We start from the raw sequence: 22,089 nt of genomic DNA on the forward strand, positions 1-22,089 counted from the left end.
CCTTGTCAGCCGCGGCGGGTGTTTGCTGCGCCCGGGCGGCCGCGGCCGCGGAACAGGGCGTTGAACTGGTCGCCGAGGAGTCCGACGCTCACCACGAGGAGCGCCAGCGCGACCCCGGGGAAGGTGGAGATCCACCAGGCGGTGGCGAGGTAGTCGCGGCCGCCGGCGATGGTCTTCCCCCAGGACACGGTGGACGGGGGCAGCCCGATCCCGAGGAAGCTCAGACCGGCCTCGGCGAGGACGACCAGCCCGAACTCGATGGTGGCGAGGGCGACGACCGGTCCGGCCACGAAGGGCAGGATGTGCCGGGTCATGGTCCGCCGCCAGGACACGCCCATGACGCGGGCGGCGGCGACCCAGTCGCGTTCGCGCAGGGACAGCGCCGAGCCGCGGGTCAGGCGGGCGAAGGCGATCCAGCCGGTCAGCGCCAGGGCGAGGACCACGACGGCGAGGCTGCGGTCGAACAGCCCGGCGACGACGATCGCCAAGACGATGCCGGGGAAGGCGAGCAGGACGTCGACGGAACGGCTGAGCAGCGCGTCGACGATGCCGCCGGTGTAGCCGGCGATGACGCCGACGGTCAAGCCGACCAGCGCGGCGACCGAGACGGTCAGCACGGCGATCGTCATCGACGTGCGGGCGCCGTAGACGACCTGCGCGAAGACGTCGCGGCCGACGGCGTCGGTGCCCAGCAGTGCGGTTCCGGCGGCGGTGGACGCCCCCGGCGGCTTGAGGCGGTCGGCGAGCGGCGTGGCGATCGGGTCGTAGTCGACGAGCAGCGGCCCGAAGACCGCCACGAGGACGTAGACGGCGATGACGGCGACGGGGATCCACCGCAGCGGCCTCATGCGGCGGGGGCGCGGCGGGGCCGTCGCGGCGAGTTCTTCGGCCACGTCGGTCATCGGTTGCCTCCGGTGCGGATGCGCGGATCGAGCAGCGAGTAGGAGAGGTCGGCGAGGAGGTTCAGCACGACCACCACGGCGGCGATGAGCAGGACCGCGGCCTGCACGACCGAGTAGTCGCGGTTGGCGACCGATTCGACGATCAGGGAACCCAGGCCCGGCCAGGCGAAGACGTTCTCGACGATGACGGCACCGCCGAGCAGTGCGCCCATCTGCAGGCCGATGATCGTCACGACCGGCGTCAGCGAGTTGCGCAGGACGTGCCCGGTGAGGACCTGGAAGCGGCTGAGGCCCTTGGAGTAGGCGGTCTGGACGTATGGCTCCTGCATGGAGTCCACGACGCTGGTGCGCGCGATGCGGGCGACGATCGCGGTGAACGGCAGCGAGAGCGTCACCGCGGGCATGATCATGTGCTGCGGGGTGCCGACGCTGGAGCTGGGCAGCAGGTGGAGGGTGGCCGAGAAGAGCAGGACCAGCATGATCCCCACCCAGAAGGTCGGCATGCCCTGGAGCAGGATCGTCAGTCCGGACACGGTCCGGTCGAGGCGCCCGTTGGGCCGGTACCCGGCCAGCATGCCGAGGGTGAGGCCGGCGACGGCGGCGATGACGGTCGCGGTGACGGTCAGCTCGACGGTGGCCTGCAGCCGGTCGAGGACGACGTCCATCGCGGGGAGGTTGAAGCGGTAGGAGTCGCCGAAGTCGAGCCGCGCGATCTGGCCGAGGTAGGTCAGGTACTGGGCGAAGACGCCCCTGTCGAGGCCCAGTTCGGTGCGCAGGGCGTCGACCTCGGCGCTGGTGGCGTCCGGGCCGAGCATGAGCGTGGCCGGGTCGCCGGGCGCCATCCTCAGCAGCGCGAACATCAACGTGACCGCGCCCCACAGCACGAACATCCCGACGGCCAGGCGCCGGATCACCAGACCGGTCATGATCGCCCGCTCCGCCGTGGACGCGACAGGGTCTCACCGGCGAGGTACTCGCAGGCGACGAGGTCCTGGCGGGCGGTGTCGTGGCCGTTCTCCAGCAGTTCGATGAGCAGCCGCACCGCCCGGCGGCCCATCTCCGGGCGCGGCACCGCGAAGCGGGTCCAGTCGTTGGCGCTCTGCGACCAGGTCGGGTCGCCGAGCAGGCCCACCGAGAGGTCCTCGGGGATCGACACGCCCAGCTCGGTCGCGGCGGCCTCGACGTCGGCGGCGATCCGGTCGTCCTCGGTCGGTTCGGCGAGCAGGGCGGTGACGCCCGCGTCGAGGAGGGCGCGCAGATCCGCGGTGGTGAAGGCGCCCTCGTGGGTGATCGGCTCGCCGACACCGGCCATGCCCTCGTGGTAGCCGCGCTCGCGGTCGGCGGTCGGTTCGCTGTCGCCGGGCTGGCGCAGGAAGGCGATGTCGCGGTGGCCGAGCTCGGCGAAGCGGCCGACGAGTTCGCGGGTCGCCGCGGCGTAGTCGGCGCCCACATAGGACAGGGGAGTGGAGCCGAGTTCGCGGCGGCCGATGAAGACGAAGGGGAAGTCCTCGGCGACGAGCTCGGCGAGGTCCTCGCGGCTCATGTGCCGGCCGAGGAGGACCGCGCCGTCGGCGAGCCGCAGGCGGTTGACGCCTTCGACGAATATCGGCCGCCGCGCTCCGGCGACCGCGGAGGAGAACAGGATGAGGTCGTAGCCCTGCCGGGCGACCTCCTCTTCGACGCCGAGGAGGAAGGGGAAGTAGAAGTCGCGCTGGTCGACGGGGAAGACCGGCTCGAAGGCGTAGAGGCCGAGGAGGCGGTTCTGTTTGCCTTTGAGGCTGCGGGCGGCGGGGTTGGCGCGGTACCCGAGGTCGGCGATGGCGTCGAGGACGCGCTGGCGGGTCTCCGGGGTCAGCCGGGCAGGGCGGTCCGGGGTCTCGTTGACGACCTGGGAGACGGTCGCCTGTGAGACGCCGGCGTGGCGGGCGAGGTCGACCTGCGTGGGCTGGCGGCGGGGGCGGCGCGGGGGCGCGGCCGGTGCCTCGGGGGTGAGGCCTCGTCCCTCCGCGCGCGGCCGGTCCGGCCCGCTCGGCCCGCGCGCCGCACCGGCGGCGGGGGGCGGGGTCGTGGCCGGGTCGTCGGGCACGGGGACCTCGTTTCGTTTCGGCGTTGATACGTAGAGGTTAGTTATACGTATCAGTTGGTGATACGTATCAGCGATCGTAGGTCCGAAGATCACCGACGTCAAGAGCCGAGCGGGAAACTTTTCGCCCCCACGAGGCGCGAGCGGTGAGTGTGGCCGGAGTGCTGGTCAGCGCCTCACGGCGGTCACGCTCCGGTCGGAGGCGCCGCGTCCCCGTCTCGCAGCAGCGGCAGCAGTCGCGTCCCCTGCCGCTCGATCTCGGCCAGGTACGGCGTGTCCGACAGCACGAAGTGCGTCACCCCCAGCTCCCGATACCGGCGCAGCGACCGCGCCACGTCCTCCGCCGAACCGACCAGCCACGTCGTCCCCGCACCGCCCCCACCGAACTTCCCGGGCGTCGTGTACAGGTTCTCGTCGAGCACCTCGCCCCGCGCCGCCAGGTCGAGCAGCCGCTGCTGCCCCACGGCGGTGAACCGGTTGGGATCCTGCGCGCCGACCTTCGCCATCCGCGCCACCTTCGCCTCCGCGTCGGCCCACGCCTGCTCCGTGGTGTCCCGCACGAGCGTCGTCACCCGCAGCCCGAATTCGAGCGGGGCGTGCTCCCGCCCCAGCTTCTCGCCGAGCGCCCGCAGCCGCTCGATCCGCTCACGCACACCGGCGAGGGGCTCACCCCAGAACAGCTGGACGTCGGCCTCGGTCGCCGCGACCTCCTCGGCGGCCGCCGAGGCGCCCCCGAAGTACAGCCGGGGATGCCTGCGCCCGCCGTTCACGACCGGCCGCGGCTCGACCGTCGCGTTCTCGACGGAGAAGTGCTCGCCGCGGTAGGTCACGTCCTCCTCGGTCCACAGCCGCCGCACGATCCGCATGAACTCCCTGGTCCGCGCGTAGCGGTCGGCCTGCTCGCCCTCGTGGTCGCCGTAGGCGGCGAGATGGTCCTTGCCCGACACGATGTTGACCAGGACGCGCCCGCCGCTGAGGTGGTCGAGGGTCGCGGCGGCCGAGGCGAAGTTCGCCGGCCGCCAGTAGCCGGGCCGCACGGCGATCAGCGGCCGGAAGCTTGTCGTCCGCGCGGCGAGCGCGGCGGCGACGGTGAAGGTGTCGGGCCGTCCCCAGCCGGTGCCGATGAGCGCGCCGTCCCAGCCGTGCTCCTCCAGGGCCCGGGCGTGCCCGGTCAGTGCGTCAAGGCTGTTGTGGCCTTCGGTGGCGTCGTCGCCGCGGTGTCCGGGTCGGGCCTGGTTGGGGATGTACCAGAGGAACATGGGGGTCTCCAGACGAATAGTCGAGATTTCCTATCGGAATAGTAGAGATTATGCACGGTCGGTGCGAGCCACCCGGCGGACGGATACTGAGCCCATGACGACTTACGTGGCGCTGTTGCGGGGAATCAACGTCGGCGGCAAGAAGAAGGTGCCGATGACCCGGCTCCGCGAACTGCTCGCCGAGCTCGGATACACCGAGGTCCGCACCTACCTCAACAGCGGCAACGCCGTCTTCACCGGCGCCGAGGCCGACCCCGCCGAGGTCGCCGGGAAGCTGGAGAAGGCCATCGCCGGAGAGTTCGGCTTCGACGTCGCCTGCTTCGTCATCGACGGCGCCTACCTGCGCCGGATCGTCGAGTCCTGCCCGTTCCCGGCCGCGGACCTGGAAGGCAGGCAACTGCACGTCACCTTCCTGTCCGCCGAACCCTCGGCGGAGAAGTTCGGCGAGATCGACACCGCCTCCTTCACCCCCGAGGAGTTCCGCCTCGGCGAGAAGGCTTACTACCTGTACGCGCCGGCGGGTCTGGGCGTCTCCAAGCTCGCCGTCGAACTCGCCCGGCCGAAGTACGTCAAAGGCCTGACCGTGACCAGCCGCAACTGGAACACGGTGAAGGCGTTGCTGGAGCTCTCGGCCGGCTAGTCGCGCCACAGGCGGCGGATCCGCGCCACCGTCCACGGTCGCTGCCGGGGGAGCGGCACGGTCTGGGTCGTCACCGCCTCCTCGGCCCGGGGCGGCGGAGCGACGGCGGCCTCCGGGGCCGCCTCGGGAGGGCGGGTCATCGTCACCTCGGCGGGTACGGCCTGGGAGGGAGGCGGCGGCGGGGTGACCGTCACCTTCGGAGTCGTCACGACCGGACCGCGCCCCTGCGCACGTCGCCGCATGAGATCCAGCCACCGGACCCGGTCGGCCAGCCCGCAGTCGGGGCACAGCCCGCCCTTGGCCTTGCCGGCATCCTCGATGCGCAGCCCGGCGCGGGCCGTCCCGCACCACGTGACCGGCTCGAAACCGCCGCGGCCGTCCTGAAGCACGATGTGCCGGACCGCCCGGGTCAGGCCGGGCTCGCGCACGTACAGCTTCCACGGACCTTCCGGCCAGGTCAGCCCGCGCGAGGCCAGCCACCGCTCCTCGCGCACCCGCGCCGACCAGATCCGGTGCGCCCGCCGCTGCCGGCCGGGCAGCCGGTAGAGGTTGACGAGCATGCTGCGCGCGACGACCAACAGCCACGGCGTCAGCCACAGACTCAGACCGTGGCAGGCGGCGACGATGCCCCAGATCCAGTAACGGTCGCGCGGAAAGCCGTTCTGCGTCTCCAGCACGGCCACGGCCCCACCGCAACCGCCGAGCACGAACAGAATCCAGACCGCGTGCCACTTCCCCCACCAGCGCCGGAAGTAGGCCTTCGCGAGACGTCGCGGTGGCCGCGCCGACAGGCCCTCCTCGCCGACGTCGCGGCCGTAGCGCCAGGTGAGCAGGAGGGAGTGCCCGAGAGCGGCGGCGAGATAGGCGTAGGAGACCCAGTTCCAGTCGAAGCGCCCCGCCAGGGGGCCCGGACTCCCGCTGAGCAGTGAGCCCCACTTCGAGGCGATGAGCAGCCCGGTCGCCGTCGCCACACCCGCGACGAGCAGCGCCAAGCCGGTGACGGCCGCGACCAGGAAGGTCAGCATGGCGACGCGCACGGTGTCGCCGCCGCGACGGCGCGCGCGGGAGGCCTCGGGATGGTGAGCGTGGGTCAGGATCCGCCGGACCCACGCCGACAGCGCGGTGAACAGCACGACGCCGCCCAGCCACGCCAGCGCGAGACGCGCCGCCCCGGTCTGCGGGGACGAGCCGAGGAGTTGACGGAGCGGTTCGGGCACGAGCGTCCACGGGTCCATGGGATCACCTCACCTCCATGGTCCACTGCGGACGCAAGCGGCGGGTGTCGGTGATCCGTCGGTATACGGTCGACCCGTGCCGAACAGTCCCGCCCCCGAGCCCGCCCTCGACCGACTGGAAGAACGTCTCGGCCGCCGTGTGCCCGAGGCGCTGCGGGCCCGCCTCGCGCTGGAGAACGGCGGCGCACTGCCCCACATCCCCGCCGCCCCCGACGAGGACTGGCGGCTCCTGCCCGTGCTCGACCGGACCGACCGCAAGACCATGAAGCGCACGGCGGAGGACATCTGGCGGTGGTGCTCGCTCGTCGAAGAGCGGCCCGGCGCCGAACACGGTATGGTCCCGATCGCCCGGGGCTGGAGCGAACGCGAACTGCTGGTCCTGCTCCCGGACCCCACCGACCCGACCCGCCTCGGCGAAAAGCTCTACCGGCAGTCCCACGGCGAGCCACCGGTCGCTCTCGGCATCACGATCGCCCAGGCCGTCGAGACTCCGAAGACCCCGACACCGGCCGAAACCCGTCCCCTGCCCCGGTTTCGATACCACCCCGACCCCCTGGCGACCGGAGCGATCAGCCCCTCGGTCACGCAATGCCCCGTCTGCGAACAGGTCACCGGCTTCGCCTACACGACAACGCCCTACGGAGCCGGGACGCTCCGCAACATCTGTCCCTGGTGCATCGCCGACGGCACCGCCGCCACCCGATTCAAGGTCTCCTTCTGCGACGACTTCCCACTACTGGAGGCGGGCTTGCCGCACGCCGTCGTCACCGAGGTCTGCGCACGGACACCGGGTTTCGCCACTTTCCAGCAGGAGGAATGGCAGAGCTGCTGCGGCGACGCCTGCGCCTTCGAAGGACTGCTCTCGCCCGCCGCCTTCGCCGCACTCGACGACGCGACACTGCTCACGCTGCACGTACCGCCCGACCGCCTCGACGACTGGCGGGACCGCTACGCCGGCGACGACTACGGCGTCTTCGCCTTCCGGTGCCTGCACTGCTGCGGAGGCAGGTATTGGGTGGACGTGTCCTGAAGGGGCGGGGCGCGCTACCCGTAGTGAGGTGGCGATGGTGTGGCCCATGTCGGTGGTGCGCAGACCCTGGTCGCCGACGAGGTTGCCTTCGATGACGCGGGTGAAGAGCGTGCACGGGCCGAACTGGATCAGCACCGCTGGAGGCGGCTATCCGAGGCTGCGTCCACTGGCGCCTTCCTCGTCGGTTTGGTCTTCGTCGCCGTCGCCGAGGTCCCAGATGAGCATGCCGGGCAGGTCGTAGTCGGTTCCGGGCGGCCAGGCGAGCGACACCGGTGGGTTCTTGCCGTCGGTGTGGCCGGGTGGGTACAGGCCGAGTCAGCTGCCCGCTCACCGTCCAATGGGACAGCCGGGAAGAAGCAGTCAACACGCCGGACGAACTGGCGGAGCTCCTCGAGCGAGTACTACCGCTCGGTCGGCTCGTGGCCGATTCCATGGTTTTTTGCCGCAGTTCGATCCGTCTCTGGTACTTCGAGTTCTTGATATAGCCGCTGAGCGTCGTCCCAGTATGTGCGCGCATTACTGGATTCATCAAGTGCAGCACTAACGTCGCCGATGCCTTCAAGCGCGCGAGCCTGCTCATAACGATCTTCGAGTTCAATGGCGAAAGCCAGCGCTTGCCTGTAATTATCGAGTGCTTGTGCGTGCCTCCCGAGCTGGAGGAGGGTTGTACCCAAGTCGTTGAGGACCTGTATGTGCATCGGCTTGTCAGTCTCTGGACCTATCTTCTCGAGTACAAGATGATGCTCGTCCAGGGCCCGTTCTTGGTCACCTTGCTCGCGATAGAAGTTGGCTAGGTTTTCACTGCAAATGGCCTCGAGGAGGACATTGCCGTCTTCGTTCGAGATCCGTTTCGCTTCGGTGAATTGCTCGAAGGCCTCGGAGAATTCGCCGATGCCAAGAAGGGCCACCCCGAAGTTGGTACGGACGGCCGCCTCCACAGGGCGGCTGCCCTGCGTCTGGGAGATCTCCAGAGCACGCTCATATGGCTGCACGGCTTCGCGGGACCTCCCGAGCCGATCGAGAACCGCTCCGGTGTTGGCAAGCACCATCGCCTCAATCGGACTATTCGATCCATCGCCAAGCTTGAGCAACGCGCGCTCGCCATAGCCGAGGGACCTCCGGTATTCGCCTAGGCGAAAGTAGAGGCCGCCGAGCGCCCCGAGAAGATGTCCTTCGGTGGCCACCGTCCCAGCAGCCGAAGCAAGCTCCAATGCGGCCTCGTAGTGTGCAGCTGCAGCACGAAATCGCCCGAGTATTTCCGAGATGTTCCCTAGATTTCCCCGAGCCCCAGCTTCGACCGCCTGATTTCCCGACTCGCGTGCCGCGCGGCATGCTTCCTCGTAGTGCTCAAGGGCTTTGTCGTACCGTTGCTGTCGCCAGTAGACACCTCCAAGAGCGTCAAGGGCAAGACATCGCGATCGATCGTCGGCGACTTTGAGAGCAGTAGAATGCAGCAGCTCGGCGTCTCCCCACCGACTCGCGTAGTCGAGGTAGCGGACGAGGGTCGCGGACATGTCATTGACGAATCGCCCCTCTCCACTTGCGGCCGCCTCGAGGGTGATTGCCAGCAGGGTGGTCCGTTCTGAGTCGAGCCAGCCTCGGGCGTGGTCGACACTGGCGACGGTGGGGTGCGGTTCTGTGGGTTCGTTGACGCTCGGCCTGCGGTGCTTCGTGTAGGGGGCATAGATGTCCATGGCGGCGGCGGCCATGCTGCGGTAGTAGTCGCGTAGCGCCGCAAGCCCAGCCTTTTGGATGCTCTCGCGGTCTTGGTCAGCTAGAAGTTTTCTGGCGTAGGCCTTGTGAAGATCGTGGTATTGGTACCGCCCTGGGGTGCGGATGTCGAGCAGGTTCACGGTCCACAGGGCCTCAAGCGCGCCCTCGGCTTCGGTCTTGCTGCAGTCGGAGAGGGCCATGGCGTCGTACTGCGTGAAGTCGGCGCCCGGATGCAGCGACATCAGTCGGAACAGCCGGCGGTGTTCCTCGGACAGGCTGTAGTACGACCCGGCGGATGCGATCCCGGTCTCCTCGCTTGGCAGCTTCCTCAAGCGGGAGACGTGATCGGCCAAATTCCATGTCTGCTTCTGCCGAAGCTGCCTGCCCAGCGAGTTCAGTTCGAGTGGCAGCCGCGCGCACATTTCGGCGGCAAGGACTTCGGCGGATTCGAGGTCGGAGTCGATGCGGTTGCCGGAGTCATAGTGGCGCAGCAGGTGAAGCGAGTCCGCCAGATCGAGCGGATGCAGCGTCGATGCCTTGATGCTTCTGTGGCTCAGGTTCAGTCGGTGGCGGCTCGTGACTAGCAGTACACATCCGGGATGCTCGGGAAGTAGCGGGGCGACCTGGTCGGGGCTGGCTGCGTTGTCCAGGACGATAAGGACCGTCTTGTCTTTCAGGCTTTCGCTGAGAAGTGCGGACTTCTCCGTGAGGGCGCGCCGACTGTGGATCTTGTCGTCGTCGACGCCGAGTAGCTTGAGAACCTCATTGATCACCGCTTCGGGGTCAGCCGGTGGAAGGTTCGGATCGAAGCCTCGTAGGTGGCCGAAGAACTGCTTCTCCATCGGCTCGCCGAGGTTGCCGACCTGGTGTGCGATCCTCGCTGCGAGCGCGGTCTTCCCGACTCCGGGAGGCCCGTCGATGGTGACCACCGTAGGCCTCCCCGATGTCAGTTGGGAGGCGATCCAGCCGCACAGTTCGTGGATCTCCCGAGACCGTCCGCTGAACGTCGGAGGCGGGGGCGGGATGGCGGGCTGGACGGACACCACTCCCGACTGTGCGGTCCGGTACTCGAGAGCCAGTACTGCCTGCTCAAGGATTCCGACGTGGACCTCGCTCGCTTCAAGCGCACGGGCTATGTCAAGAACGAGCTCGCCGTCGAGTCGCTTGCGGCCCCTATGGCAGTGCTCCCAGATCGTGGTCTGCCCGACGCGAGCGTGCAGACCCCGGAGAGTGTTTACGCGTCGAGTGAGTTCCGGATAGGAGACCTTGGGCGGCGACAGGCGCACTCGTTCAAGGTGCATGGCGACGTGGTCCGGAGTGCGGAGAGCGCTGGGATCAGGTAATTCAAACGGCAATTTCGGAGTGTTGGCAGCGGCCACAAGCGGCTCCACGGGGTGAACCTGCTCTGTCGCGGGAGAAGAACACCCTAAGCCGTGGCGATCCTCAAACCTGTCGCTCGCACGACAGAGTCACATCCCTTGCGTGGTGATCACCCGTCTTGGATCTCAACTTTCGGATCCTTTCGGATCCACGCACGAGTTGCCCCCCTCGTTCCAACGTAGACCTCGCCGCGGCACACACGATCGTGGCGATCGGGCCCGACCAGTCGGGCGGGCGAGAGGATACCCAAGTTGATCCACGTACAGCGGACCAGACGTTCATTGGCCATCGCAACCACCATCGTCACGATCCTCATCATCGGCTTCGCGAGTTCGGCGCATGCCAGCGGCGCCTTCCCCCGCAGCTCCGGAGGCGGAACCAACGCCTCGTGTTACTCCAGCGGCGGGGCCCTGTACTGCGGGAACGACACTCCGAGCACGTTGTGGAGCACCCCGAAGTTCTTCTCTTCCCCCATCGACACGCTTCGGAGCAACCCGAGTTACTTCAGGTGCTGGGTCACCGGCAGTCAGCATGGCGGCGGGAACAACGTCTGGTACTACACCTTCGGCGATGACTCGGGCAGGTGGGGATACATCGCGGCAAGCCACGTGTGGACCTCACAGGATCCCTTCCCAGGCGTCAGCCACTGCTGACGACGATCCCCACACGCAGGCCGTTGGCGGTAGGCGATGCGCGCTACGACGGGCCCCGTTTGGCGAAGCGTTTCAGCCTTCGAGAGCTGTGCGTATGTCCGCCAAGCCGGCGATGCCCACCCCATCTGAGGCGGCATCGACCGCTCGGCCAACCGGTGGCTCTCCAACCCGAGAGCCACCACATCATCCAAGAGAGGACGTGACATGTCCGGATTTGCTGTCGATCCCTCTGCGCTGGAAGCAATCGCTTCGCGGCTCGGCTCCGCAGCCGACGTCCTGCTCGATCTCGGTTCCACGTTCCCACCGAACGCCGATGCAGCGGACGCGACCGAGGCGGTGAACGCTCTCTATCAGCACATCATCGACGTCGCTGCGACCTACTGCACGACCGTGGTCGAGGCCGCGGAAAAGGCAACGCACACCACTGATCAATACGCCCGCGGCGAAGCCGCAGCCGCCGACCTGTTCGACCACTGAAAGGAGAGGAGTTCAGGTGCCCCTAAACACCAACCTGCCCGGCTCGGCAGCAACGATCACCGCCATCGTCACCTGGTGCCGCAGCGACCTTGCCACAGCCGTCGACGACTCAGTAAGTCAGACTCGGCTCGCATACGCCGAATCCGAGACCGGCTGGCAGGGCACTGCTGCCGAGCGCTTCCGGACCACCATCAGCGCCATTATCCGTGTTTCAAGCGAACTCAGCGACATGGCCACCGCCGCTGCCACAGCGCTTGAAGGCCTCGCGACCGGTCTCACCAACGCGCAAGCCGTTCTCGAGAGCGCCCAGCGCACCGCCGTGAAAGGCGGACTGACAGTCGCTGCGGGCATCATCTACGACCCAAAGCCAGCGCCCACCTCACCCCTCACAATCTTTGGTATCGCACAGGACAACCCTGTCCTCGCTGCACAAGAGGACTCAGCACTGAGGGCTCACTCGATCGCCGTCGAGGCGTACAACTCGGCAGCACGAACCGTTGCCCAAGCTCAGATGATCTGGACACAAGCCAAAACTGACTTCGCCACATACCTCGACACCCTCGGCACGATCGAACCTCACGCAACACCGGCTCAAGCGCCTGCGGGCGCCTCGGTCATCGCGGCGATGTTCGGTCCATCCCCCACACCCGGCCCCTTCGTAGCCACCGGCAAACTCACCGGCGCCGAGGTGCAGCGTGCCCGCGGACACTTCTGGGGCCACACGCCTGGTCCGTTCACGTCCTCGAACTCCAAACTCGGTGTCTCGGCGGCAGTCTGGAAGGCCGGCGACAGGTACGGGCTGTTCACCACCGCCGAAGGCGAAACCAAGCTCGGCGACACCACCCTCAAAGGCAGGGCCGACGCTGGCATCGGCACCACCGCGACGGCCCAGGCGGGACTCGATGAGAACGGCATCACCGCCGAGGCGGTACTCCGATCAGGGGCCAGCGCCAGCGCCGAAGGCTCCATCACCTACGGCCTTGTCGAGGCCCACGGCAACGCCGACGCCTTCGTCGGCGGCGAAACTAAAGCGAGCGCGTACTTCGGGAAAGACGGACTCAACGCATCGGCTGAAGCCTTCGTCGGCGGCAAGATCTCCGGATCCTATGGATCTGACATTGGTGGGATCGGCACGAACACGACCGTCGAAGGATGGGCGGGAGCAGGCGTCGACGTCGGCGCCAACGCCGGTATCGAAGACGGGAAGTTCAAGGTCGACTTCGATGCCGGCGCCGGACTCGGGGTCGGCGGCAAAGTGTCCGCCGACATCACGGTCGACTTCGACCAGGTCGCCGACAACCTCAGCAGCGCTCCAGAAGCCTTCACCAGCGTCAGCGAAGGGCTCATCAGCACAGCAAGCGATGCGAAGGAAGGCATCACAGACACCGCCAGTGACGTCTGGGACAAAGCCAGCGGCCTGTTCGACTGATAACCCTCGCCGCCGGTACACCGAACCACACGCCCGACGCCGCCAACCAGAGCGCGCAGGTCAGTGTGCAATCGCTTGCGGACGCGCATCTGCACAAGATCCCTCACTGCACCCAGAGGAACGACATGAAGAAGAGATCCAGACGGGCCTGGCAAGGCCTCACCGACGCCATGGACGCAGCTGGCGAATGGATGGAGCGTCACCACATTCCCGACCCGCCGAGCTGGGCGAACAGTTCCAGTGCCACGTATCCATCGGTCTGGGGTGGGGCCGTCGACGGCATCCGAGCCTACGTCGCCCTCAACAAGGTCGGAAAGCCGCCGGCGCACATGACGAGCGTCGACCCAGCGAACGTCATCGACTGGATCCTGTCCAGGCAGGAAGACAGCGGAGGCTTCCCCAGCACCGAGTTCCAGTTCACGGGCGCCGAGACGACCGCCTGGCCACTGATCATGATGCGTGAGTGCCGCATCCAGAAAGACCGCCAAGAAGTCGTCCGTGCCTTGCAACTCCTCGAACAGTGCGTCCAGGACGCCGACGGCGGATGGGTCGCCACTACACCCGCCGACCTCATCAACCCCCGCACCATGCCCACCGCGATGACCCTGTGGACCTTCGCCATGTGGGGCCACCGCGAAGACCTGCGCAAGAAAATGATCGAGTACCTCTACAGCACCCAAGACCCAAGCAGCCACGGCTGGGGAGTCTCGGCCAACGCAATACCCAACCCGTCATCGACCGGCCAAGTCATCTGCGCGCTGCGTGCCGCCAACGCCGATGGACCCCAGCTCGACGAAGCGGTGAGTTACCTCCTCAACAAGCAGGCCCGCGACGGCAGCTGGCCCACCGCCGTAGACGAATGGCACACCCGCAGCTGGGAGGGGACCATCCGCTGCTACAACTCCGGAGTCTCCTGGTGCCTCTCCGCCCTGGCTGGGCTCCCGCAGCGGCGAACCAAAGTCGCATGCATGCGCGCCGCCGACTACATCGTCAAGTCCCAAACCCCTCGAGGCCACGGCAACCCGACCAACCAGGGATCCTGGACCCTCAACACCGAATCAAGCGTCCGACACGTCTGGCTGGCATCCCAGTACATCGTGGCGCTCGACCAATGGATGGCAAGCCTCGGCCAAGGCGCGGCAACCGCCGAAATCGACAGGCTCTACAACGGCCTCTACCGGGCCGGGCAATGGTCAGCGAACAAGGCCACAACCATCGTCTCCAGCGGAGTCGCACTCGTGGTCCTGGCCCCATACGTCCAAGACCTCGCACGGCTCCTCGGAGTCGACTGGAAGTCCGTACGCGACAACCTCGTCGCCGGCGGACTCATCGCCGTAGTAACCGGATCAGCCTCATGGATCCTGCGACAGCTCACTCGGCGAGAGTCACAGTGAGGTCTATGTGGGCCCATCCTGCCGAGAGCAAACCTTCAACGTGAACCTGTCGCGCACCTAGGCGAACCGCGACGCCGCCACGACTGTGACCGCTTGTGACTAGCTGTGACCAGTGAATCTAGTTGATTCTGCTGTAGACCTGGTGTTAGTCCGGCTCCGGTGATGCGACCCCTGGCTCCTCGCGTCTTGCATGATTCGAACACCACAGCCTCAACGACGGGGCTGCATTGGCGGGAACCTCGACGTCCCCTTGTCGGTCCTGCCGACCGCAGACGACAACGCCTGTCTCGACGGGCTCGTCTCGATGTACACCGAGCCCGGTGGCCTCGTCCTCGATGCCACCGGTGCGCTTCCGACAGCCGCCGCAGACACCGACCGTGCCCTTGTGGCACTGGTGCCCGAGGCTATTGTGGCCGACCTCGAACCGGCTGAGGGTGGCCAGGTTCGCCTGGTCGATCTTGAGTCGGTCCCGGACGCGGTCGCAGCCTTCATTGGCGAAGCCAACCTGGTCGTTGCCCCAACGCCGTCACCGACATCCCCGGGTGGTGGGCAGCCTGCCGTAGCGCGCTCGTGCCCGGCGGACATGTTGCCGTGGTCTCAGCAACGGCTGATCCGTGGCTTCATACCGACCTCACGACCGCCGCGACCGAAGCAGGGCTCGGCTATGTCCAGCACCTCGTCGTCGTCTCCACGAGCGTCCTCGACGACGCGCTCGCTGAGGCCACTGCAGGTGATGCCAGAGCTCGTGCCCGGGTCCATCGCCGGGCGCACCGCGACGTCTTCGTGTTCACCAGCCCCGGGCCGATCACTCCGGTGGGGGTGGGCCGGTGAGCTCATGTCAACACAACCGCGAGTCTGAAGCTATCCGGAGCAGAGCGACCCGATCCGCAGGTACCTGCGCCGTCCCCGCACCGCTTTAGGCACGCCTCCACCAGACCGTCGAGGAGCTCCTGGAGGTGCTGCGACGCGCCCCTCCGCCGACTGGCTGGACCGTCCCCGGCCGCTTCCCACTCCGCGACGCCCATCGAGACAAGGCAGGAGCGCGACTAACGTGCCCGACGCGGACGTCGCATGCCTCGGCCCGGCGTAGGACATCACCGACGAGGGGCGAACTTGGCACCTGCGGGCGCCAAGACGGCAGCCCCTGCAACCACGAACATGCCCGCTGCTCTGGACAGGTTGCTCATGATCTCCAGGGCGATTGAGTCCGTACTCGCCGCTATGGTCCGCGCATGCGAAGCGACGATGACCTCCTGAACCTCATCCGACAGGACCAAGGTCGGACCGAACTCCAAGGAAACCTCCTGCAGGTCCATCAGACTGTGATCAAGGGGCCCGGTGGGCACCGAGGATCGTTCGGTACAAGCGCGCCCGGTCCTGCTCGGAAGCGGCCATGTCGGCGAACAGCACGCCCCCGGTGAACCAGCCAGCATCCAGCGCCCGTCGTGCGACCTGAAGGACGAGCTGGGTCTTGCCGACCCCGGCCATCCTGCCACCGTCGAGACCAGCGCCCGTCCACCCGAACCGGCAGGGTCCAGCCCAGCCAGCAGCGCCTCGACGTTGGGTTCGCGGCCTGTGAACACCTCCGCCGGCTGCGGCAGGCCCCCTCGCCGGGATGACCTCCGCCGGAAGCGTCACGTGAACCGACTGCCCCTGGATGAGCGCACCGATCACGATGCTGTCGTTGACGGAGTTCTCCACCCGCCATGCCCACCCGGTCACGACCGGTCCCCGCCCCGCCCACCGCCACCGGCCGCCGGCGGCAACGGCCCGCGCACCTCATCACCCTGCACCAGCAGACTATCGACACGAGTCTCGACGGTGTTGGATGCTTTACCCGGCGACGCCGTTCATGTCGCAGTGGCCCGACAAGTTCGTGTTGAAGGCGTCCACCCGGGACACCGCCCACGTCCTCATCGCCACCGTCGCCTCCCGGACCGGCCCCAAGCCCGACGGTCCGGCCCTCTTCTCAGAGGCGTCGGTGTCGGGTTCTCACTTGAGCGGCACGATCTTGTCGAACACCGTGTCGTGGAAGACGTTTCTCGATGGTGAAGGAACCACGATGCTCTGCCTAATGTGCCGCAAGGAAATCCCGCTTGGCGCTGAGAGGGTCTGCGGAGACTGCTGGCCGGCTTATTACGCCGAGATCGAAAGGAAGTATTACCGCGAGCAGAAGGCCAAGGCGGCCAGGGCAGGCGGCTGTGCGGTCGTTGTGATGGCCGCCGCAGGCCTGCCGGGGCTACTGGCCGCAGCATGGTTTCTGTTCAGTTGACCTGGGGCCCGCCACGTGCTGACGGTAGCCGCCGTCGAGAATCGTTGCGGCCGCCGGATCGGCGTCCGCTCCATGAACCTGTCGGGCCGCTGCGACATGAACCTGTCGGCTCCATGCAGGCCGCCGCAGGCGTCTGGGGTGGTGACGTGGCACGCGCTCGCTCATGCCTCGCGGGGCTGCTGCAAGGCAGGGAAAGTATGGAACAGTTCGCGCTCGGCCGCCGGGCCTTGAAAGTCCACTGTGGTCGGGCAGCTGGCAGTTCCGATTCCGGGACGCGTTCGAGGGGCAAGCCTTCCCCGCCGTCGGCGGCACCGACCCGCCACCCCACCGGCCACGTATGGCTGTGATCGGAGGCCAGCACCCGAGCACCTCCTAAGTCGATCTCCGCGTCTCGGGGAGACCCCGGCCCGCCGAAACTGGTGTGCCCGGTGAACGTCGCCCCGCCGAACGAGGTGTCCCCGGTGGACGTCGCCGATGAACAAGGCACTCCTGGTGAACGTCGCCCCGTCGAACTTGGCGTCCTCGGTGAACGTCGCCGCGCTGAAATTGGCGTTCCCGGTGAAGGTCGCCCTGTCGAACTCGGTGTTCCCGGTGAACGTGACGTTATAGAAATTGACAGTGCCGAGGCGGCAATCGGTGAGGCTGAGGTGGTGGAGGTGGGCACCGGTGGGATCGATGTCCATGGCGCCCCAGAAGGCTCCGGTGGGACCGGGATTCTTTCTTCTCGCGCTGCTTGGCGGGTGGCCGCAGGTGGTGGGCGATCAGACACTGGGCGGTGGCGCGGACGTTTAGCTCGTCCGCTGGCCACGCTTTCGCCTTCGCTCGGGGTTTGAGGGGTGCCCTGCCTCTGCGCCGGGTCTGGCCTATTGCGGGCTGCTCGGCGTCGGGTTTGATACCAGGTGGGGGCATCCTCAAATAGGCGCACCAGATGTCCATGACCACCCGCCGTCGGCCTTCGTGTTCCTGGCCGAGGGCATCGAGGGCGTGGAGGGCACCGACCCGCACGGCGGCCCTGTCACTGCCGGGTTGGTCGACGGCCTTGACGAACAGCTCCTGGGCACGCTTCTCGATCGCGTCCTTCTGAGTGGCCGCTGCGGTGTCGCGGGCATGCGTGAGGTTGTCGGCCGCGACGCGTTCGGCCTGGGCGAGCCGGTCTCGGGCGTCTTTGAGGTTGTCTGCGGCAACCTGGGCGGCTAGTTCGTGGGACTGCTGAGCCAGGCGCTGCCGATGCAGCAGCGTCCCCCGGGTGATGAGGCCACCGACGCCGATCCCGACCGTGGCTGCCGTTCGCAGGACTTCGAAACTCGTCGTCTGGCTGGTCAGCAGCCAATATGCGCCGACGGTCACCCCGATCGGCACCACCAGCAGGACACCGACCATCAGCCACCACGACCGGCCCTGCTTCGGAGCCGGCCTGTTTCCCCCTCGGTCCATCCTGGCAGCATCCATGATGGACGGCCATGATCACTAGCCCTGGTCACGGGAGATTACCCGGACCACCCGACAAGATCAGCCCCCATCGGAATCCGGTGCGTCGGCGGCGGGCGAAGCTCTGCCGGGCGCGGTGTCCTGCGCCGCCTGCACCTGGGCGGCCCCGATCGCGCCCTGGGCACTGACCTCGGCGGCTTGGACGGTGGCGTCGGCCTGGATGCGGGCAGCGTTCTCGGCGCCCTTCTTGGCGACCAGGGCGGTAACGATCGCGCCGGTCGCGGTGATGCCGGCTACGGCAACCGCGGCCATCTCGGGGCTGAAGATGTCTTGGCCAGTGCGGACAACACCTGCGCCACCGGCACCAGTGGAGCCGCCGCTGGGGGACGTAACGCGGGGCAGTGAGTCGTAGCGCCGGCCGGGCACACGGTCCTCTTCTGCCGGAGCGGCGGCAACATCACGGAGGTGATGGCGGGAGCCGGCGTCTTGGCGGGCGGGGTGGGTCACCGTACTCCACGCTGCATCTGCCAACTGGGGCGCCCGCTCCACCGTGCACCGGATACCAGGTTCGGCCTCGCAGTCGGGGCAGCGGTTGGCCATCGCGTAGTCGTACAGCGATGGCCAGGGCGTGCGGGCAACCTCGGCCCGGGCGGGCTCGTCCATAAGGGACACGGTAGGGGCACGAAGGCCGCGACGGCATCCTTCATGACGGCGGTATCAGGAGATCACCCGGACCATGAGACGGCAGGGTCCGGCCGCGATCGCGGCCGGACCCTGCCGTCTCATGGTCCCTGGGCCGTGCGGGAAGCGCGCGGGTTACGCCTCGGGGGACCCCACCGACGCCTGGCCTTCTTCGAAGCGGATGTGCGGTTCACCTTCGGAGAGGTCGATTCCCGGGCAGCCAATCCCATTGGCGGGCCATTCGACCATGAGGTGTCTCATCGCCTTGCGCGTCCGCGGTCCGGACCAGCCGTCGACGAGCAGGCCGTGGCTTCCACCCTGCGGTGTGTTGAGGTATCGCTGGACGTTCCTCACGGCTTCGCGGGTGATGGGCCCGTATTCACCGTCGACCCTCAGGGACTGGCCGTAGCAGAGCTTGAGGTCCCATTGGATCTGGCGGATGGCCTCCCGCTCTCCATCGGTTCCGTTCTGGTTGTAGTAGGCCATGTTGCAGGCGGTGGTGTAGTTCCCGCCGTTGACGTAGGTCTGGTACCGCGCTCCGCCGCTGGAGGTGTCGTTGACTCCGCTGACGTTGTTGCAGTACGGAAGTGCGGCGTTCGCGGGCGTGCCGGCCGCGACGACGCCGACCGTCGCCGCCGCCAGCGCCAGCCCGATGACCAGCAGGCGTTTGAGATCTTTCAACTTTCTCTCCCCCTTGTGTGAGTGGCTCCACCGTCACGGTGATGAGCCCGTGCAGTGGTTCCAGCGTCGGCCGGGCGGCCGGTGCCGCCAACGTTTTTCGGCCGTCGCCGAAACACCCGCTTTGCCACCGCCAGCCCCGCTGCCATCCCCGCCAGCGGCTCCACGTCCACTCGGGCCGCCAATGCCTCGCAGTCGCAAAACTGGGACAAGGTGTGGCAGTGAGCGAAGGCGGCGAAGCCGTTTCCTGACAGAAGAGGAGGACCCTCCCGTACGGGAACGGGACGGTCCTCGGCCCGGGGCACACGTCCGGGAGACGGTGCGGCCGCACGCGCGCACCACCTGCCCTCCCCACCGCAGGTTCCAGGCGGTGAGGGGCTTTCGACGCTACGCCGCGTCCACAGTGGGCGCCATGGCCGCTCACTCGATCCGGGGAGGATGTCCGGGGTACCCGGGGACGCGGCGAGCGTCCGTCGCCCCGGCCTCAACCGGGTGCCGCACGCCCGACACGTCAGCGCTGCTCTTTCCTGCCAGCGCTACGCGGGGTGTTTGGCTGTCGTCGGCCGGAACGGCTTTCGGGTCTGCCTCAAGGCCTTCATCGAACACCACCGGGGTTGCCATCTATGGGCGTGACCAACTCAACTCTGATCGGTCTTCCCCCGCATACGCCACGACCAGGTCTGGGATCATGCTCCCTTCCTGCGGTTTCGCCAGCGGACTAGCTGGTCTCGTAGGGCGAGGATGTCGGGATGGTCGGCGCCGAGGATTTGCAACTGGTCGATAAGAAGCTCTTCGTATGCGGCTTTCGCACCTGTCAGGTCGCCGAGCTCGCGGCGCCAGTTCGCGAGGTTCGTTCGGGCCATGATGGTGTCCGGGTGGTTGGGTGGCAGGACGCGTAGGCAGTCGCTCAAGAGTTCTTCGAAGACGTGGACTGCCGCGGCAGGGTTGCCCAGAGCGCCGTGGCTGTTTCCGAGGTTGCAGCGAACGTTCAGGGTGGCGGGGTGGTCGGGCCCGAAGACACGCAGGTAGTCGGGAACGAGCTCTTCGAACGCTCGGAGTGCGCCAGGGTCACCTGCTTGAGCGCGCCAGCGGGCAAGGTTGCTGCGGGTGGTGAGGGTGTAGGGATGGTCGGGTCCAAGGACACGCAGGTAGTCGGTCAGCAGCACCACGAGAGCTTGCACAGCTCCATGGGGGTCGCCTGCTTCCCCTTGCCAGAAAGCGATGTTGCTGCGGGTGGTGAGGACGTGGGGGTGATCGGGTCCAAGGACTCGGGCCTCGTCGATGAGGAGTTCCTCGAATGCTCGGACTGCTCCGCTGGGGTCACCCGCTTTGCCGCGCCAGCTGGCATGGTTGCTTCGAGGGGTGAAGGCGTCGGGGTGATCGGGTCCAAGGACACGCAGGTAGTCGGTCAAGAGTTCCTGGGAGGCCCGCGCCGCTTCGGCCTTGTATCCCGCCTCGCCTCGCCAGCGGATGAGGCCGCTCCGTGCCTGGAGAGTGCTTTCGTGATCCCGGGCGAACATGGATTGACACTCGCTGACGAGTTCAGTGAAGTAGTCGACTGCGGCGGTCACCTGGCCGGCGTGCCCGAGACTATGCCCGAGGCAGAACAGGACCGCGTGCACCTCTGAAGTCTTCAGCACATTCCCGGTGTTGGTGTGCAGGGCGTTGGTGTTGGCGCGGAGCACCTGGCTGAGCGCTAGATCGTGCTCCGGAGTCGGCCAGATCCTGACCAATTGGTCAGCGACCTGAAATGCCCTTGCGACTTGACGGATGGAGGTGAACTCGTCGCGGACGCTCCGTTGCACCAACCCGTGTACCAGGACGGTCTGGTCGACGGTGTCGATGAGGCTGAGGCGCCGCAGGTTGTGGAGCCCGTCGTGTGTCTCGGTGTCGATGGCGAGGACGTCGATGGGGATTCCGTTCGGGTCGAGCAGACTTGCCCATTCCAAGACCTCTCGGGCGGCGCCGTGCGGTTCGAGGGCGTCAGCGGCCTCGATAGACAGCGACCAGGTGGTGGCGATGGTGGCGGCGTAGTCGTCGGGACGTGCGTCATAGGGGAACTGCTCGGTGAGCCGGTGGTGGCGTGCGGCGAAGCGTTCGCGGTAGGCGGCGCAGTCCAGGTCACGGTCGAGGATGTAGGCCGCGGCTTGACCAAGTGCCAGCGGTAGGTGTCCGAGTTCGGCGGCGAGCTCGGCACCTTCGGTGAGCCTGTCGGTGCCGAGCCGGGCGGTGAGGTAGATGAGGGCTTCGGTCGGGGTGTACAAGCCGACTGGTATGAGTTCGCGGCGGTCGCCGTGGAGTTTCGCGTCGCGTCGTCGGGTGGTGACCACGGTGCGGCCGTTTCCCATCGCTGGCGGCCACAACCCTCGTAGATCATCCGGGTCGGTGAGGTCGTCGAGGACAATCAGCCACTGCTTGTCGCATGCCGACAGCCAGGCCAGGAACCGGTCGGGGTCCTCGTGGCCGAGAATGTCGGCCGCGGCGCGGGTATACGTCGAGATGATCTGTTCGCGGGAACTGGCCGTGCACCACACCAGCAGATCCACTTCCCTGTCAGCTCGGACGCGGTGAGCGAGATTCGCCGCCAGCTGGGTCTTCCCGACACCTCCGAGGCCCGACAGGACCTGGCACACGATGGCCGTCCCGTCCGGGGTGATCGCCTCGGCCAGAGCCTGGTCGGCTTTCCGGGGTACGCGGCTACCCGCCAGTGGCGGCACGACACCTACCTGATGCGGCCAGGTCAGCGGGGCGCTCGCGTAGTGGTTGTGCTGAACGTTTCCCGACCCGACCTGGACACCTTTGGCGCCAAGCAGGTCGGGTGTCTGGTCGGCCATG

20 protein-coding genes are annotated in these 22,089 nt (G+C 67.5%); 7 read left to right on the plus strand and 13 right to left on the minus strand.

The window, feature by feature from the left end; genetic code table 11:
• Positions 1–5: 5 nt before the first annotated feature.
• From HNR73_RS28870 to HNR73_RS28885, 4 genes are all read right to left on the minus strand, one after another.
• Positions 6–902, minus strand: coding sequence for an ABC transporter permease (locus HNR73_RS28870; protein WP_184790811.1), 897 nt, complete (start codon positions 900–902; stop codon positions 6–8).
• Positions 899–1,828 (minus strand): ABC transporter permease, encoded by a 930-nt coding sequence (locus tag HNR73_RS28875; protein WP_184790812.1) that lies wholly within the window; start codon positions 1,826–1,828, stop codon positions 899–901. Before HNR73_RS28875 ends, HNR73_RS28870 begins: the two co-directional genes overlap by 4 nt.
• Positions 1,825–2,988: a LacI family DNA-binding transcriptional regulator gene (locus tag HNR73_RS28880; RefSeq protein WP_184790813.1), complete on the minus strand. Its 1,164-nt coding sequence runs from the start codon at positions 2,986–2,988 to the stop codon at positions 1,825–1,827. Before HNR73_RS28880 ends, HNR73_RS28875 begins: the two co-directional genes overlap by 4 nt.
• Positions 2,989–3,170: 182 nt before the next feature.
• The gene (locus tag HNR73_RS28885; protein ID WP_184790814.1) at positions 3,171–4,244 is read right to left on the minus strand and encodes an LLM class flavin-dependent oxidoreductase; all 1,074 of its coding nucleotides are present in this window, start codon (positions 4,242–4,244) and stop codon (positions 3,171–3,173) included.
• A 94-nt stretch (positions 4,245–4,338) separates the two neighbouring features.
• On the opposite strand from HNR73_RS28885, the gene HNR73_RS28890 reads away from it, so the two are divergent.
• Positions 4,339–4,884: a DUF1697 domain-containing protein gene (locus HNR73_RS28890; protein WP_184790815.1), complete on the plus strand. Its 546-nt coding sequence runs from the start codon at positions 4,339–4,341 to the stop codon at positions 4,882–4,884.
• On the opposite strand, the gene HNR73_RS28895 is transcribed toward HNR73_RS28890, so the two are convergent.
• Positions 4,881–6,119 carry a hypothetical protein gene (locus HNR73_RS28895; protein WP_184790816.1) on the minus strand — a complete coding sequence of 413 codons (1,239 nt, stop codon included), beginning with the start codon at positions 6,117–6,119 and terminating at the stop codon, positions 4,881–4,883. The genes HNR73_RS28890 and HNR73_RS28895 overlap by 4 nt on opposite strands.
• Before the next feature lie 76 nt (positions 6,120–6,195).
• Between HNR73_RS28895 and HNR73_RS28900 the strand changes: the two genes are divergently transcribed.
• On the plus strand, positions 6,196–7,149 hold the full coding sequence (locus tag HNR73_RS28900; protein ID WP_203686613.1) for a CbrC family protein: 954 nt from the start codon (positions 6,196–6,198) through the stop codon (positions 7,147–7,149).
• 147 nt (positions 7,150–7,296) lie between these two features.
• On the opposite strand, the gene HNR73_RS40235 is transcribed toward HNR73_RS28900, so the two are convergent.
• Complete coding sequence (locus tag HNR73_RS40235) at positions 7,297–7,419, minus strand: hypothetical protein (RefSeq protein ID WP_260337477.1); 123 nt, start codon at positions 7,417–7,419, stop codon at positions 7,297–7,299.
• Between the two features lie 131 nt (positions 7,420–7,550).
• Positions 7,551–10,163 (minus strand): tetratricopeptide repeat protein, encoded by a 2,613-nt coding sequence (locus tag HNR73_RS28905; RefSeq protein ID WP_260337496.1) that lies wholly within the window; start codon positions 10,161–10,163, stop codon positions 7,551–7,553.
• Positions 10,164–11,099: 936 nt separating this feature from the next.
• Here HNR73_RS28905 and HNR73_RS28910 point away from each other — a divergent pair.
• From HNR73_RS28910 to HNR73_RS28920, 3 genes are all read left to right on the plus strand, one after another.
• Positions 11,100–11,372 carry a hypothetical protein gene (locus HNR73_RS28910; protein WP_184790818.1) on the plus strand — a complete coding sequence of 91 codons (273 nt, stop codon included), beginning with the start codon at positions 11,100–11,102 and terminating at the stop codon, positions 11,370–11,372.
• 16 nt (positions 11,373–11,388) lie between these two features.
• The gene (locus HNR73_RS28915; protein WP_184790819.1) at positions 11,389–12,801 is read left to right on the plus strand and encodes a hypothetical protein; all 1,413 of its coding nucleotides are present in this window, start codon (positions 11,389–11,391) and stop codon (positions 12,799–12,801) included.
• A gap of 125 nt (positions 12,802–12,926) precedes the next feature.
• Positions 12,927–14,195, plus strand: coding sequence for a prenyltransferase/squalene oxidase repeat-containing protein (locus HNR73_RS28920; protein WP_184790820.1), 1,269 nt, complete (start codon positions 12,927–12,929; stop codon positions 14,193–14,195).
• 1,094 nt (positions 14,196–15,289) lie between these two features.
• Here the strand turns inward: HNR73_RS28920 and HNR73_RS28925 are convergent.
• Both HNR73_RS28925 and HNR73_RS28930 read right to left on the minus strand, forming a co-directional pair.
• Positions 15,290–15,511, minus strand: coding sequence for a hypothetical protein (locus tag HNR73_RS28925; RefSeq protein ID WP_184790821.1), 222 nt, complete (start codon positions 15,509–15,511; stop codon positions 15,290–15,292).
• A 10-nt stretch (positions 15,512–15,521) separates the two neighbouring features.
• Positions 15,522–15,683: a hypothetical protein gene (locus tag HNR73_RS28930; protein ID WP_184790822.1), complete on the minus strand. Its 162-nt coding sequence runs from the start codon at positions 15,681–15,683 to the stop codon at positions 15,522–15,524.
• Positions 15,684–16,023: 340 nt separating this feature from the next.
• Between HNR73_RS28930 and HNR73_RS28935 the strand changes: the two genes are divergently transcribed.
• Positions 16,024–16,467 (plus strand): hypothetical protein, encoded by a 444-nt coding sequence (locus HNR73_RS28935; RefSeq protein ID WP_184790823.1) that lies wholly within the window; start codon positions 16,024–16,026, stop codon positions 16,465–16,467.
• A 161-nt stretch (positions 16,468–16,628) separates the two neighbouring features.
• On the opposite strand, the gene HNR73_RS41245 is transcribed toward HNR73_RS28935, so the two are convergent.
• Entirely contained in the window at positions 16,629–17,150 is a 522-nt protein-coding gene (locus HNR73_RS41245) for a pentapeptide repeat-containing protein (RefSeq protein ID WP_184790824.1), read from the minus strand.
• Between the two features lie 274 nt (positions 17,151–17,424).
• Here HNR73_RS41245 and HNR73_RS28945 point away from each other — a divergent pair, with 274 nt between their 5' ends.
• Complete coding sequence (locus HNR73_RS28945) at positions 17,425–17,664, plus strand: hypothetical protein (protein ID WP_184790825.1); 240 nt, start codon at positions 17,425–17,427, stop codon at positions 17,662–17,664.
• A gap of 312 nt (positions 17,665–17,976) precedes the next feature.
• On the opposite strand, the gene HNR73_RS28950 is transcribed toward HNR73_RS28945, so the two are convergent.
• The 3 genes from HNR73_RS28950 to HNR73_RS28960 form a co-directional block, all read right to left on the minus strand.
• Complete coding sequence (locus tag HNR73_RS28950) at positions 17,977–18,558, minus strand: hypothetical protein (RefSeq protein WP_184790826.1); 582 nt, start codon at positions 18,556–18,558, stop codon at positions 17,977–17,979.
• A gap of 153 nt (positions 18,559–18,711) precedes the next feature.
• Complete coding sequence (locus tag HNR73_RS39215) at positions 18,712–19,257, minus strand: peptidoglycan-binding domain-containing protein (protein WP_203686615.1); 546 nt, start codon at positions 19,255–19,257, stop codon at positions 18,712–18,714.
• A 683-nt stretch (positions 19,258–19,940) separates the two neighbouring features.
• Entirely contained in the window at positions 19,941–22,088 is a 2,148-nt protein-coding gene (locus HNR73_RS28960) for a tetratricopeptide repeat protein (protein WP_184790827.1), read from the minus strand.
• Position 22,089: the final 1 nt, after the last annotated feature.

Origin of the sequence: Phytomonospora endophytica (assembly GCF_014202425.1) — a bacterium.
In the GTDB taxonomy this organism is placed as follows: Bacteria; Actinomycetota; Actinomycetes; order Mycobacteriales; family Micromonosporaceae; genus Phytomonospora; species Phytomonospora endophytica.

Excerpts from the sequence above, each read along its gene's own strand:
- HNR73_RS28870 (WP_184790811.1), bottom strand. The coding sequence starts at position 902 with ATGACCGACGTGGCCGAAGAACTCGCCGCGACGGCCCCGCCGCGCCCC.
- HNR73_RS28875 (WP_184790812.1), bottom strand. The coding sequence starts at position 1,828 with ATGACCGGTCTGGTGATCCGGCGCCTGGCCGTCGGGATGTTCGTGCTG.
- HNR73_RS28885 (WP_184790814.1), bottom strand. The coding sequence starts at position 4,244 with ATGTTCCTCTGGTACATCCCCAACCAGGCCCGACCCGGACACCGCGGC.
- HNR73_RS28890 (WP_184790815.1), top strand. The coding sequence starts at position 4,339 with ATGACGACTTACGTGGCGCTGTTGCGGGGAATCAACGTCGGCGGCAAG.
- HNR73_RS28895 (WP_184790816.1), bottom strand. The coding sequence starts at position 6,119 with ATGGACCCGTGGACGCTCGTGCCCGAACCGCTCCGTCAACTCCTCGGC.
- HNR73_RS28905 (WP_260337496.1), bottom strand. The coding sequence starts at position 10,163 with ATGCACCTTGAACGAGTGCGCCTGTCGCCGCCCAAGGTCTCCTATCCG.
- HNR73_RS28910 (WP_184790818.1), top strand. The coding sequence starts at position 11,100 with ATGTCCGGATTTGCTGTCGATCCCTCTGCGCTGGAAGCAATCGCTTCG.
- HNR73_RS28920 (WP_184790820.1), top strand. The coding sequence starts at position 12,927 with ATGAAGAAGAGATCCAGACGGGCCTGGCAAGGCCTCACCGACGCCATG.
- HNR73_RS28925 (WP_184790821.1), bottom strand. The coding sequence starts at position 15,511 with ATGGACCTGCAGGAGGTTTCCTTGGAGTTCGGTCCGACCTTGGTCCTG.
- HNR73_RS28930 (WP_184790822.1), bottom strand. The coding sequence starts at position 15,683 with ATGGCCGGGGTCGGCAAGACCCAGCTCGTCCTTCAGGTCGCACGACGG.
- HNR73_RS28935 (WP_184790823.1), top strand. The coding sequence starts at position 16,024 with ATGCTTTACCCGGCGACGCCGTTCATGTCGCAGTGGCCCGACAAGTTC.
- HNR73_RS41245 (WP_184790824.1), bottom strand. The coding sequence starts at position 17,150 with ATGGACATCGATCCCACCGGTGCCCACCTCCACCACCTCAGCCTCACC.
- HNR73_RS28950 (WP_184790826.1), bottom strand. The coding sequence starts at position 18,558 with ATGGACGAGCCCGCCCGGGCCGAGGTTGCCCGCACGCCCTGGCCATCG.
- HNR73_RS28960 (WP_184790827.1), bottom strand. The coding sequence starts at position 22,088 with ATGGCCGACCAGACACCCGACCTGCTTGGCGCCAAAGGTGTCCAGGTC.